This window comes from Nocardia araoensis NBRC 100135 (genome assembly GCF_000308435.1).
Taxonomy (GTDB): Bacteria; Actinomycetota; Actinomycetes; order Mycobacteriales; family Mycobacteriaceae; genus Nocardia; species Nocardia araoensis.
On record NZ_BAFR01000032.1, the window covers coordinates 1 to 11,974 of the forward strand.

Genomic DNA, 11,974 nt, shown 5'->3' on the forward strand with positions numbered 1-11,974 from the left:
CCGCGGTGGTCGCCGCCACCATGATGGTGATGATCGGGATCGAGATCATCGCCTCGATGCCGTAGCTCAACCAGTACAGCGGATCGGCCATGTCGCCGCTGGGCACCAGATTGTGCTGCACGTTGACACCGGCCCACACCATGCCGAGCACGACGACGGCGATCAAGGCACGTGACGACCATTCCGCCCGCCGGTAGAGCTGCGCCAGTCGCGCGTCCTGGCTGGACGCCCGCCGCCGCGCCGCCAGCGCGCGCCGATGCCAGCGGGCGTCGGCCTCCTCCGAGCGGCGCAACGCCGCGGCCGACTTCCGATCGCGCCGCTCGGTGGCCAGTTCCGCCTCGATCGCCCGGCGTCGCTGCTCGCGGCGGCGCGCGCGAATCCATTCCGCCAGCTCGCGCTCCGCGGCGATCTCGCGTTCGGACAGCACCTCCAGCAGCGCCGGATCGAGCTGCAAGGGCAACTTGCCGCGCGCGGTTTCGACCTGCTGCGCCAGCGCGGCAATCTCGGAACTACCGTTCGAGGGTTCGTCGGGCATCGCGAGCCTTCCCAAGAGCAGGTGTCATGTCGAGTGGTGGAGACATGATTGCTCGAACATATGTGTGATCGGAGTGAGATTAAACCGACCTCTGCTCGTGGTCAATGCGATGCGCACCGGGTCGAGGGCGACACGCCGAGCTGCCGAAATCGACGGTAATGCGCGAATATCCGGATGAGCGGCGCTTTCATCGGCACTCTCCGCGTGTCGAAACTCAGTTCGAATGCAGGGGCGTATCCGCGTCGAACTTCTCGTTATGACGGTCCGGTTCACGCCGGGGTCTGAAGGAGGGACTCGGTTGGCGAGGCCGAATCGAATCGAGAATCGCGCCGACGGTGCCTGAGGGTGATATCAGCGCGACCGAGGCCACCCGGCGCAGGAATGTGAGCGCGATGTCGGCGACCGGCCTCGGGCGTGTCCGCGTGCTGTCGGCTGGTGCGGTGGGTTGGTCAGCGCACCACCTCGGCGAGGCCGAGCATGTTGTCCTCACTGTCGCGGAACCACGCGGCCCGCTCGCCGCGCCCCTTGCTCGGGTAGTTGCCTTCGATGTCCATGATCCCGTTCACGGAGCCCTCGTACTCTTCGAACACCACCCCGCGGGCCCGCAGGTCGTCGACGGCCGCCTCGATGTCGTCCACATAGAAACCCATTTGCGTGAACGAGCCGTCCGATGCACCGGCGGAGGCGAACAGGCAGAAGACTCCCGCCGCGCCTTCGTAGCGCAGACCGCCCGCACGTTCCTCGACCGGCTCGAGTCCGAGCTTCTCGGCATACCAGCGGCGAGCCCGAGCAAGATCGCGTGCGGGGATGCGAGCCTCGATCCGCGCGTTGTTCAGCACTCTCGCAGGGTAGCGAGATCTACCCAGGGCGCAGCTGTGCTCGCGCCGCTAACTCAGGGTCGTGTGCCAGACGATGGCGGCCGCGAGAGCGCCCGCGCCGTTGACCGACCAGTGCAGGGCGATCGGGGCGAGCAGGCTGCCGCTGCGTTGGCGCAGCCAGGTGAACACCACGCCCGCCGCGGCGGTCGCGAGGACGGCGAGCAGGATCCCGACGATCTGTCCGGTCACGCCGCCGCCGACGAATGCGCTCAGACCGCGGTTGCCCGAGGTCAGACCGAGGGACGACGCGATATGCCAGAGGCCGAACAGCAGGGAGCCCGCCGCGAAGACGCCGCGGGCACCGTACGCGCGAAGCAGTGTGCCGTGCAGCACGCCGCGGAAAGCCAGCTCCTCGGGGATCACGGTCTGCAACGGGATCACGATCATCGACGCGATCAACGCGCCGGAGATGGTCGCATAGCGATCGGCCAGGAAGAACGGCCGCGTCAGCGGTAGCGCCGCACCGATCCCGACGATGGCGAGGACCAAGGCCACCGCGCCGAGCGCGTAGAGCGAACCGCGCCGCCAGTGCCGGGGCGAAAGGCCCAGTTCCGACCAGCCGAGGCCGCGCCTGCGTACCAGCGCGAGCAGCGCGATCGCCGCGAGCGGCACGGTCACGATGCTCGCCCAGGCGGTGGTGAAATGCGCAATCAGATTGGTGCCCGCCAAGACGATGACCACGACGGCGACGTCGAGGTAGGCGTGCGCTTTGTGACGTGGGTGGGTCGGTGCTGCTAGGTCCGGCTCAGACATCTCGACCGAGTCTACGGAACAGGAACACGTTCACCGCTGATGGGGGAGCTATTGCCGGATCGATCACTTTTCGCCGCCGTCGGGTCGGTCCCGACGCCACACCGTGCTGGGCGGTGTGCAGCCGTAGAGCAGTGCGGTGGAATGCGTGGCGCTCGGCCGCATCGGTCGCCGCAGGGGGCGCTGCTCGAGATGGGTGGGAACTGACCCCGTGATATCAGCCTGCCCAACCCTGTGGGTCGGTCCAGGCCTGCAAGGTGCGGGTGGTCTCGAAACGCCGCGGCTCGCGGGTGACGGGATCGACGAACTCGAGCGAGGCGGCCAGCAATTGCAGCGGCCTGGTGAAGTCGTCGACCGGCTTGTCGGTGAGCACGGGGTAGAAATCGTCGCCGAGGATCGGGATGCCGAGGCTGTTCATGTGCAGGCGCAACTGGTGGGTGCGGCCGGTGTGCGGGCGCAGCCGGTAGCGGCCGAGGCCGTCACGGTGCTCGAGCAGTTCGATCTCGGTCTCCGCGTTGGGTTCGCCGGGGACTTCCTGTGCCGCGAGCACCTGCTTCTCCTTGATGATCCGGCTGCGCACCACCCGGGGCAGTTCGAGGTCCGGATCGAACCGGGCAATGGCCTCGTACTCTTTGCGCACGGTGCGCTTGTGGAACATGGTCTGGTACGCGCCGCGGCGAGCGGGATTGATCACGAAGAGCACCAGGCCCGCCGTGACGCGGTCGAGCCGGTGCGCCGGGACCAGATCGGGGAGGTCCAGCTCCCGGCGCAGGCGCACCAGCGCGGTCTGCAGGATGTGCTGACCGCGCGGGATCGTGGCCAGGAAGTGTGGTTTGTCCACCACCAGCAGGTCGTCGTCGCGATGCACGACGGGGAGGTCGAATGGGACTACCGTCTCCTCGGGCAGGTCGCGATGGAACCAGACCGCGCCGCCGGGTGCGTACGGCGCGTCCGGGGCGATCGGCCCGTCCAAGTCGACGATGCCGCCCGCGCTCAGCAGTTCATCGATGCGCGCCGGGGCCACCCGGGGCAGGCGCTCCACCAGATGGTCACGGATGGTCGCCCAATGGCCCTGCTCCGGTAGTCGCAGCCGGGCCGGGTCCAAGCCGTGCCGTTTCGGCAACGGCGGTTGTTGCCGCCTTCTCATCGGTACCGACCTTAATGGGTGCGGTCGGAGCGAAGGCGGAGGTACGCCTGACCGCAGGTCCGCGCCCTCCGCTCAGTGGGCGCGGATCGCGATGCCCGGATAATCGAGCACCAAGCCCGACTTGTCGTAGTCCAGCGTGCAGGCGAAGTCGAATTCGGGGGCGGAGTATTCGAACCGCGGTCCGTGCGCGCCGTCGGCGATGCGGACGTAGCGCTGCTCCAACCGTGCCACCGCGGCGCCGGAGGCGTACACGTAGGCGGCAGGCGCTTCCGTGAGGTCGCCGATCTCCCGGGCCGATCGGTGGACCGGGAGCGCGTTGGTCAGCGCGGAGGACTCCAGGTCCACGTCCAGACAGCCGTCGAGCAACGGTGCGGGCATGCCGTCCAGCAGCCAGGAACCCGCGCCGTCGGACTCCAGCACCAGCGTGTTCCAGCCGCCTGGTTTGCGCACGGCCACCTGTGCCCGGCGGGTGCGCCATTCGGTGTCCAGTGCGATCCGGTAGTCCACCACCCAGGCCGCGCCGTCCTCGACGGCTGTCGTGCAACCGTCGATCAGCACGCCCTGTTCGGTGACCCGGAAATACGCCACCTCGAATCCCTCGCGGGCGGTGCGATGCCGCCACGCGGCGGTGGGCGGCGGCGGCGCGAACTGCATCGGGGTCAGAATCCGCGCAGCCGATCGGGCGTGATGCGCAGCACGACGGAGTACTCGGCGTAGAACTGCTCGTCGGTCATCCCGATCGAGCGAAGGCCGTCGGTGTACTTCGTGGTGAAAGCGTCGATCTCCGCCGCGTCGGGCCGCTGCTCGACCACGCGCGCCGTGCCGGTGAGCACGACCACGTCGCCGCCGGTTGCGGTGCTGTTGAGGTTCAGTGCGACCCGGGGATTGCGCTGGATGTTGCGCACCTTCGGTTGGCCGGGCTTGCTGAAGATCAGGAACTCGCCGTCGCGCCACTGGAACCAGACGGGGTTCGGCTGTGGTGTGCCGGTGGGGCCGACGGTGGTCAGCCAGAGGACGGACTCGTGGTTCAGGCGTTCGGCGACTTTCGCGCCGAATTCGGTCTCGGTGTCGACGACGGGGGCGGCGGAACGATCGGATGCCGTTGCGGTCATGGCAAAGACAACACCCCGGCTGCCGTGACGATTCCGCTCCACGGACAAAGCCGCGAGCGTATCGCAGCGACGTTTCCTCGCATTCGAAGCTAGCGATGCACACGAGCTATCGGACCAGGATGCGAGTCCGTTCACGGAGGTTTTCCGAGCCGGTCGGCAGCCTGAAAACCGTGAGTCCGCGCCAGTTTTCGCACATCGACGAAATAAGTCGCGAAAGACAACGGCCGGTATGCCGCCGATCCTCTCGGCGTGCGTGGCAGTGCACGGCACCCGGCGAAGATAACTTAGGCTAACCTTTCTTTGCTGAGCGCTTCTATGTGAGGATGAGGCGATTCCAGTGATGGATGCCGCGAGAGACGAGGTCAGATGACGGTAGAGGTCGCGCCGCTGCCTGCGGCGCAGACGGGGAACCGGCCGCCGAAGGCGGTGCTGAAACAACGCAAGCAGCAAGAGGCGCAGGCCCGCAAGGAGATTCTCGCGCCCGTGCGGGGCCCGTTGGCCGTCGCGAGCATCGTCATGGCCGTCGCGTCGGCGTGCGCGGTCGTGCCCTTCGTGCTGATCGTGGCGGCCTGTCGCGAATTGCTCCAGCAGCAGGTGGACACCGACCGGGTATGGCGCCTGCTGACGATCGCGGTGCTGGTCCTGGTAGCCCGTGCCCTGCTCCAAGCCGCGGCGCTGACCTGGACGCACCTGGTCGACGCCGGATATCAGCTCGCCGTGCGCCGTGCGCTGGCCGCCAAGCTGACCCGGGTGCCGCTGGGCTGGTTCGGCGAGCGGACCTCCGGCGAGGTGAAGAAGTACCTCCAGGACGATGTGGAGGCATTGCACTACCTGGTGGCGCACGCCCGCCTGGAGTTCGTCGGCGCCCTCACCATTCCGCTGATCACCTTCGGATATCTGCTCACCGTCGAATGGCGGCTCGCGCTCGTGCTGCTGCTGCCGGTCCTGGCCTACGGCGTGCTCTACGGCCGGATGATGGACCGCGACGGTCGTGACCGCTTCGTGGTCTACACGCGCTCCGAGCAGGCCACGAAGCAAGCCACCATCGAGTTCGTCGACGGCATCCAGGTGGTGCGCGCGTTCGGTCAGGCGGGCAAGGCGCACAGCGTCTTCCAGGACGCTGTCGAGCACCAAGCCCGCAGTGTCGACCGGCTGAAGACGCCGATCATCAAGGTGCAGGCGGCCTCCGATCTCGTCGTCACCCCGGTGTTCGTGATGCTGGTCGTGGTCGTCGCGGGATTGGCCGCGGTGGGCCTGGACTGGGTCGAGCCGCTGGACGTGCTGCCGTTCCTGCTGGTCGGCCTGGGGCTGGGGAGTTCGTTGCTCAGCCTCGGCTACGGAGCGCAGGCGCTGCGGGCCGCGGCGGTGGCGGCACAGCGCCTGTACGACCTGCAGCGGACTCCCGAATTGAGCGTCGGCGCGGGGACCTCCGCCGCGTCGGAGGCCGCCTCCGCGCGCGCCGGCCTGGTCCGGTTCGAAGGTGTCGGTTTCGGCTATCGTTCCGGCCACGACGTGCTGCACGACATCGATCTGGAACTCGCACCCGGCACCATCACGGCTCTGGTCGGCCCGAGCGGTTCGGGCAAGTCGACGCTGGCCAAACTGCTTCCGCGCTTCTACGACGTGGGTTCGGGCCGGATCACCATCGACGGCCGCGACATCCGTGACTTCCCGAGCGAGGAGCTCTACCGCACGGTCGGATTCGTCTTCCAGGACGTTCGCTTGATCCGCGGCACCATCCGCGACAACTTGCGCCTGGCTCGTCCGGACGCCGACGATGCGGCGGTGGAGCGGGCGGCCCGCGCCGCGCAGATCCACGATCGCATCGTGGCGCTGCCGCGGGGTTACGACTCCGAACTCGGCGTCGACGCGACCCTGTCCGGCGGTGAGGCGCAACGCCTTTCGATCGCCCGCGCTCTGCTGGCGGACACCCCGGTGCTCGTGCTCGACGAAGCCACCGCGTTCGCGGACCCGGAATCCGAAGCGGCCGTGCAAGACGCGCTGGCCGTGCTGGTGGCGGGCCGTACGGTCCTGGTCATCGCGCACCGGTTGCACACCATCACCTCGGTGGATCGGATCCTGGTGCTCGAGCGGGGACGACTGGTCGAGCAGGGCGACCACGCGAGTCTCGTCGCCGCGGGCGGCGCCTATCAGCGGCTGTGGGAGATCAACGAAGCGGCGCTGGGCGCTATCGCCCTCGTCGACAGTGTGGAGGGTGTCCGATGATTCGCAAGGTGCTGGGCCTGGTTCCCGGCGAATTCGCCCATCTCACACCGCGACTGCTCGCCGCCATCGTCGCGCAGGCGCTCAGCCAGGCGGTGGCGTACCTGCTGCTGGTCCCGGTGCTGACGGCCCTGTTCGATGACGACCTCGGCCGCGCCTGGCTCTGGGCGCTGGGCATGCTCGCCGCCGTCGCGGGTGTGGTGGTGTCCGGCTACCTGCAGGCCGCGATCGGCCTGCGCGTCGGCATCGGCATGCAGCGCGGATTGCAGACCCGGCTCGGTGATCACCTGAACGCGCTGCCGCTGGGCTGGTTCGAGACCCATGACGCGGGGCCGCTCGGTCGCCTGATGGTCGACAACGTGCGGGAACTGCAAGGCCTGGTCGCCTATCTGCTGGCCAGGATCCTCGCGGGCGTCATCGTCCCGCTCGCGGTCGCGGTCGGCATGCTGCTGGTCGACTGGCGCATCGCGGTGGCCATGCTGCTCGCCGCGCCCGTGCTCTACCTGGTCAACGGCCTGGCCAACCGCGCATACACCGGCGCGGATCGGCGCATGCACGCCGCGGCGGCCGAAGCCGATTCGCGGGTCATCGAATTCGCGCAAGCGCAGCCGGTGCTGCGCGCGTTCGGCGCGGTGGGCCCGGGCAACCGCGCCCTCGACGCCGCGCTGGCCGGACAGCGTTCGGCGGGTTCGCGCATGGTGTTCGCCAGCGTGCCGGGCCTGATCCTGTTCGCGCTCTTCGTCCAGGCCGTGTTCCTGATCCTGGTGTACGTCGCGGTGGCGCGGGTGACCGACGGCGCCATCTCGGCCGCCGCCGCGATCGCGCTCATCGCGGTGAGCTCGCGGTTCATCGAACCGCTCAACCAAGCCGCACAGCTGGGCACCGCGCTGCGCTCGGCGGGCACGGCCGCGGACCGGATCACCGAGCTGCTCGCCGAACCGGTGCTCCCGGAGGCGGAAGCGGCGGTCACGCCGGGAGCGCCGTCGGTGGTCTTCGACGATGTGAGTTTCGGATACCGTCCCGGTACGCCGGTGCTGTCGAACGTGACCTTCAGCGTGCCCGCGGGCACCACCACGGCCATCGTCGGTCCGAGCGGAGCGGGCAAGACCACCTTGCTGCGGCTGGCCGCCCGGTTCTACGACGTGGATTCGGGTCGCGTGTCGGTGGGCGGGCACGACGTGCGCGACCAGCCGTCGGCGACGCTGCTGAGTCAGCTGTCGCTGGTGTTCCAGAACGTCTACCTGTTCGACCAGTCGGTCGCGGACAACATCCGGATCGGCAAGCCGGAGGCCGGTGACGACGAGGTGCGGCGCGCGGCGGCCGCGGCGCGGGTCGACGAGATCGTCGATCGGCTCCCGGACGGTTTCGACACCCGGGTCGGCGAGGGCGGCGCGGCGCTGTCCGGCGGTGAGCGCCAGCGGGTGTCGATCGCCAGGGCGTTGCTGAAGGACGCGCCGATCGTGCTGCTCGACGAGGTGACCAGCGCGCTGGACCCGCACAGCGAAGCGGTCGTGGTGCGCGGGATGCACGAGATCACCAAGGACAAGACGGTGATCGTGGTCGCGCACCGGCTGGCCACCATCGCCCACGCCGACCAGATCCTGTTCGTGGACGGCGGCCGGATCGTGGAGCGCGGCACGCATGCGGAACTGCTCGCGCTGGACGGCCGATACGCCGCGTTCTGGAACGAGCGATCGCGCGCGTCGGGGTGGCATCTGGAGCCGGTCGCCACCTAGGAACAACGAGAAACGCCGCACCGCGCGAAGGCGGTGCGGCGTTGCCGGTCCTACTTCCAGTAGGCCTGGGACTTGATCGCGGTCTTGGGCAGGTTGTGCATTGTCTTGAAGCTCTTCACGATCGAGCGAGTGGTGTGCCCGTCGCAGGCGACCCAGGCGAAAGCGTCCGCGGGGCAGGTGAGTTCCTGCGCCGCTTCCCGCAGCAATCTGCCGTCATCGATCCGCTGCACCCAGGTCACCTCGTGGTGCGGTTTGTTGCGCAGCGGAATCGTGGTGTCGGATTCGTACTGCCACTCCAGCCAGACCCGCGCCGGGGTGTCGCCGATGGCGTCCAGCAGCGAGTTGATCGCAGGCAGTGAGGCGGTGTCGCCGAAGATGAGGTATTCGCCGGGCGCGGACTCCGGCAGTTGGAAATTCGAGCCGAGCACCGACGCGTCGAGTTCGTCACCGACCGAGGCGTTCTGCGCCCATCGGGCGGCGGGGCCGTCGTGCAGGGCGAACTCGATCGAGAAGCGGTCGCCGTCCGGGTCGGGATCGACCAGGGTGTAGCCGCGCTGTTGCAGCTTGCCGCTGTCGCCGTCGGGAAACCAGCCGCGGATCCACTGCGTGGGGTGCACCGGGTGATCGGCGAGCAGCCCGCCCGCGGTGAAGCCGAGACGCACGTATTTGTCCGTGACGTGTTCGGTCGAGGTGACGGTGAGCCGGTAGTCGTTGCCGCCCCACGCCTTGACCATCAGACCGTTGAAGCCTTTGCCCATGGCACTAAGGTTAGCCTAACGAAACTTGAATGTCGCGCGGTGCGTGGACATCGCGCGACATTCAACGGCCTTGTTCGAGAAAGGGTGGAGGCGAGGGGATTCGAGTCAGCAGGACAGTGCGAGCGCCGAAGCGAGGCTGCACTCCGCCTGGCGCGTCAGCTTCCAGTAGCCGTCGATCTGCTTCCACGAGACGTCGTAGGTGAAGTCCGGGTAGCCCTCGGTGGTGATCAGGAGCTGTGCGTCGATCCGGTCGCCCGACGTGGACGGGTTGATCACGGTGTAGCGCAGGCTCGGCGGGGAGACCGCGAGCAGGCCCGCGATCTTGTCCATGGTGGCGACGCCGGCATCGCCGGATTCCAGCTCCGCCGCTCGCGTGCCGCGCGCGGCGCCGGTGTTGATCGCCACGCGCAGTTTGGCGGTCAGCTCACCGGCGCCGGGGGCCTGGGCGTGCAGGGGCGCGACCAAGGGCGCCGCGATGGCGGGCGTGACGGCGCCCGCCGCGCCGACGAGTGCGGCGGTGAGCGCGACCGCCGTGGCGGCGAGCCGGGCGAGTGCCTTGTTCGGAGTCTTGGTCATTCGGTTCATCCAATCGTTCGCGGGTGTGAGTGTCACCGCTCTGGTCGGGTACGAGTGTGCAATATAAGGTAAGCCTATGCAAACATGATCCGGACGGGGTTGTGGGCGCGGCGGCGGGTCCGCCGCCCGGCGGGATGCCGCGGGATGTCGGAGAGAGTGGAGAACCGGTGGAAACGCTTCTGGTCATCGGAGCTGGTCCGAAAGCCCTTGCGGTGGCGGCGAAAGCGCATGTGCTGCGCACGCTCGGCCTTCCCGCGCCGCGGGTGGTCGTCGTCGAGGCGCACGCGGTCGGCGGTAACTGGCTGCCGAGTGGCGGCTGGACCGATGGCAGGCACCGGTTGGGGACGAGCCCGGAAAAGGACGTCGGCTTCCCGTACCACTCGACCTGGGCCCGCGGCCGCAATCAGGAAATCAACGCGGCCATGATGGCCTACAGCTGGACGTCGTTCCTGATCGAACAGGGCACCTACGCGGAGTGGATCGATCGGGGTCGTCCGAATCCGGCCCATCATGTCTGGGCCAAATACCTGCAATGGGTGGCGCGCCGGATCGACCTGGAACTCGTCTCCGGCACAGTGCGTTCCATCGGCGCGACCGCCGACGGCTGGCGCGTCGTCGCGACCGCTCCCGACGGCGGCGCGATCCGGTTGGACGCGTCCGGACTGATGATCACCGGTCCCGGCGCGAGCACCAAGGCGCTCGCCGACCATCCGCGAGTGCTGAGCATCGCGCAATTCTGGGATCTGGCCGGGCGGCGCAGCCTGCCCGTGTCGTCGCGGGTCGCGGTGATCGGTGGCGGCGAGACCGCGGGCTCGGCGTTGGACGAGCTGGTGCGCCACGGCATGCTGTCGATTTCGGTGATCTCGCCGATGGCCACCATCTACACCCGTGGCGAAAGCTACTTCGAGAATTCGCTGTTCAGCGATCCGGTCAAATGGGCGGGGCTGACCGTCCAGGAACGGCGTGACGTCATCCGCCGGACCGATCGGGGCGTTTTTTCGGTGCGCGTGCAGGAGAGCCTGCTCGGTGACAGCCGCGTGCATCATCTGCAGGGCCGTGCCGTCCGGATCGCCGAGCAGGGCGACGGGGTGGCTTTGACGCTGCGCAACGAGCGGCGTCCCGATCAGTCGCACACTTTCGATCTGGTCATCGATGCCACTGGGGGACAGCCGCTGTGGTTCCTCGACCTCTTCGATCAGGACGCGGCGGACCTGCTGGAGCTGGCGGTCGGGGGCATGCCGACCCAGGAGCGGATCGAGGTGTCGATCGGTTACGACCTCGCGGTGTCGGGGATGGACACCAAGCTCTACCTGCCCAACCTGGCCGGGGTCGCGCAGGGGCCCGGGTTCCCGAATCTCAGCTGCCTGGGCGAACTCTCCGATCGCGTGTTGCAACCGGCCGCGCGGCGGTCCGGTGCGCACCTCACGGGCGCTGCCGCACGGGCATTCGGGTGAGCGCCCCCGCTCCCGACGCCGCGGGCGGGGGCGCGCACCGCGCCTCAGCGCCGTACTGTCGGGATGTCGGCGGGTGTGCGCGGCAGATAGTAGAGCCTGATCCGGCGATCCGGCCGGATGTCGAACTCGCCGAGATCGGGCACGCCGAAGCGCTCGGTCATGCGCCGCACCGCGACGTTGCGGTGATCGGGTTCGATCAAGATGCGACGGCAGTTCGGTTCCGCGAAGATCCCGGCCAGCAGGCCGCTCACGAACGAGAACATGATGCCGCGCCCGATCACCTCCGGGTCGGCGGTGGCCAGATGGAAGGCCACGTCGTAGGGGTCGGCGTGATAGATCCTGGCGATCTCGTCCTTGGCCGGGCGGTACAGCTCCAGGTAGGCGATGTCGCGGCGGCCGAGTTCCGGCCGGCCCGCGGCGGCGAAGTCGTAGCCGACGATGCAGGGGCGGGAATAGGATCCGGCCAGCTGTGCGTGCAGGTTCTGCTTGCGCAGTTCCAGAGGCCACGGCTGTTCCCACGACTCGATCAGGTGCGGCCGGTTCAGCCATTCGGTGAGGATCTCCGCGTCGGGTCCGTCCGCGTCGACCGTGCGGATGTCGAACGGGGCGGGCAGGTCCGGCAGTGGCGGAGCGGGCACGGCCCGCAGTTCGTCGGAGATATCGGTGAGCTCGCGCGCGATGACATAAGGCGTTTCGGTCGGGTTCATCGGTTGTCGAGCTCCGTTCGGTAGTGGCCCTGCGGGATGTATGTAAGGTTACCCTATGCTAACCTCACCTGGTCGGCGAGGCCCGTCCGTTTCCCAAC

General features: G+C 68.5%; 11 protein-coding genes and 1 pseudogene. 3 read left to right on the top strand and 9 right to left on the bottom strand.

Annotated elements, in window-relative coordinates; translation table 11 throughout:
* From ON21_RS04010 to ON21_RS04035, 6 genes and pseudogenes are all read right to left on the bottom strand, one after another.
* Positions 1 to 535 (bottom strand): annotated as a pseudogene (locus tag ON21_RS04010) (hypothetical protein); the annotation flags it as partial.
* A gap of 449 nt (positions 536 to 984) precedes the next feature.
* Positions 985 to 1,374, bottom strand: a complete 390-nt coding sequence (locus tag ON21_RS04015; protein ID WP_039795470.1) for a VOC family protein — start codon at positions 1,372 to 1,374, stop codon at positions 985 to 987.
* Positions 1,375 to 1,422: 48 nt separating this feature from the next.
* On the bottom strand, positions 1,423 to 2,166 hold the full coding sequence (locus tag ON21_RS04020; RefSeq protein ID WP_039795472.1) for a CPBP family intramembrane glutamic endopeptidase: 744 nt from the start codon (positions 2,164 to 2,166) through the stop codon (positions 1,423 to 1,425).
* 214 nt (positions 2,167 to 2,380) lie between these two features.
* The gene (locus ON21_RS04025) at positions 2,381 to 3,310 is read right to left on the bottom strand and encodes an RluA family pseudouridine synthase (protein WP_039795475.1); all 930 of its coding nucleotides are present in this window, start codon (positions 3,308 to 3,310) and stop codon (positions 2,381 to 2,383) included.
* A gap of 72 nt (positions 3,311 to 3,382) precedes the next feature.
* Complete coding sequence (locus tag ON21_RS04030; protein WP_039795477.1) at positions 3,383 to 3,964, bottom strand: putative glycolipid-binding domain-containing protein; 582 nt, start codon at positions 3,962 to 3,964, stop codon at positions 3,383 to 3,385.
* A 5-nt stretch (positions 3,965 to 3,969) separates the two neighbouring features.
* Positions 3,970 to 4,422, bottom strand: coding sequence for a TIGR03667 family PPOX class F420-dependent oxidoreductase (locus ON21_RS04035; RefSeq protein WP_039795479.1), 453 nt, complete (start codon positions 4,420 to 4,422; stop codon positions 3,970 to 3,972).
* A 366-nt stretch (positions 4,423 to 4,788) separates the two neighbouring features.
* On the opposite strand from ON21_RS04035, the gene ON21_RS04040 reads away from it, so the two are divergent.
* A complete protein-coding gene (locus ON21_RS04040; RefSeq protein ID WP_039795481.1) occupies positions 4,789 to 6,648 on the top strand; it encodes an ABC transporter ATP-binding protein in 1,860 nt (619 codons plus the stop codon).
* Positions 6,645 to 8,381, top strand: coding sequence for an ABC transporter ATP-binding protein (locus tag ON21_RS04045; RefSeq protein ID WP_039795483.1), 1,737 nt, complete (start codon positions 6,645 to 6,647; stop codon positions 8,379 to 8,381). Before ON21_RS04040 ends, ON21_RS04045 begins: the two co-directional genes overlap by 4 nt.
* A gap of 50 nt (positions 8,382 to 8,431) precedes the next feature.
* On the opposite strand, the gene ON21_RS04050 is transcribed toward ON21_RS04045, so the two are convergent.
* Complete coding sequence (locus ON21_RS04050; RefSeq protein WP_039795485.1) at positions 8,432 to 9,139, bottom strand: siderophore-interacting protein; 708 nt, start codon at positions 9,137 to 9,139, stop codon at positions 8,432 to 8,434.
* A gap of 105 nt (positions 9,140 to 9,244) precedes the next feature.
* Positions 9,245 to 9,715 carry an MTB12 C-terminal domain-containing protein gene (locus ON21_RS04055; protein WP_039795486.1) on the bottom strand — a complete coding sequence of 157 codons (471 nt, stop codon included), beginning with the start codon at positions 9,713 to 9,715 and terminating at the stop codon, positions 9,245 to 9,247.
* A 167-nt stretch (positions 9,716 to 9,882) separates the two neighbouring features.
* Here ON21_RS04055 and ON21_RS04060 point away from each other — a divergent pair, with 167 nt between their 5' ends.
* Positions 9,883 to 11,169 carry a SidA/IucD/PvdA family monooxygenase gene (locus tag ON21_RS04060; RefSeq protein WP_245562457.1) on the top strand — a complete coding sequence of 429 codons (1,287 nt, stop codon included), beginning with the start codon at positions 9,883 to 9,885 and terminating at the stop codon, positions 11,167 to 11,169.
* A gap of 44 nt (positions 11,170 to 11,213) precedes the next feature.
* Here ON21_RS04060 and ON21_RS04065 read toward each other — a convergent pair whose 3' ends face one another.
* Positions 11,214 to 11,876 carry a GNAT family N-acetyltransferase gene (locus ON21_RS04065; RefSeq protein WP_039795488.1) on the bottom strand — a complete coding sequence of 221 codons (663 nt, stop codon included), beginning with the start codon at positions 11,874 to 11,876 and terminating at the stop codon, positions 11,214 to 11,216.
* Positions 11,877 to 11,974 lie beyond the last annotated feature (98 nt).

Bases quoted from the DNA above. Each gene is read 5' to 3' on its own strand.
- ON21_RS04020 (WP_039795472.1), bottom strand. From the start codon at position 2,166: ATGTCTGAGCCGGACCTAGCAGCACCGACCCACCCACGTCACAAAGCG.
- ON21_RS04025 (WP_039795475.1), bottom strand. From the start codon at position 3,310: ATGAGAAGGCGGCAACAACCGCCGTTGCCGAAACGGCACGGCTTGGAC.
- ON21_RS04030 (WP_039795477.1), bottom strand. From the start codon at position 3,964: ATGCAGTTCGCGCCGCCGCCGCCCACCGCCGCGTGGCGGCATCGCACC.
- ON21_RS04035 (WP_039795479.1), bottom strand. From the start codon at position 4,422: ATGACCGCAACGGCATCCGATCGTTCCGCCGCCCCCGTCGTCGACACC.
- ON21_RS04040 (WP_039795481.1), top strand. From the start codon at position 4,789: ATGACGGTAGAGGTCGCGCCGCTGCCTGCGGCGCAGACGGGGAACCGG.
- ON21_RS04045 (WP_039795483.1), top strand. From the start codon at position 6,645: ATGATTCGCAAGGTGCTGGGCCTGGTTCCCGGCGAATTCGCCCATCTC.
- ON21_RS04050 (WP_039795485.1), bottom strand. From the start codon at position 9,139: ATGGGCAAAGGCTTCAACGGTCTGATGGTCAAGGCGTGGGGCGGCAAC.
- ON21_RS04055 (WP_039795486.1), bottom strand. From the start codon at position 9,715: ATGACCAAGACTCCGAACAAGGCACTCGCCCGGCTCGCCGCCACGGCG.
- ON21_RS04065 (WP_039795488.1), bottom strand. From the start codon at position 11,876: ATGAACCCGACCGAAACGCCTTATGTCATCGCGCGCGAGCTCACCGAT.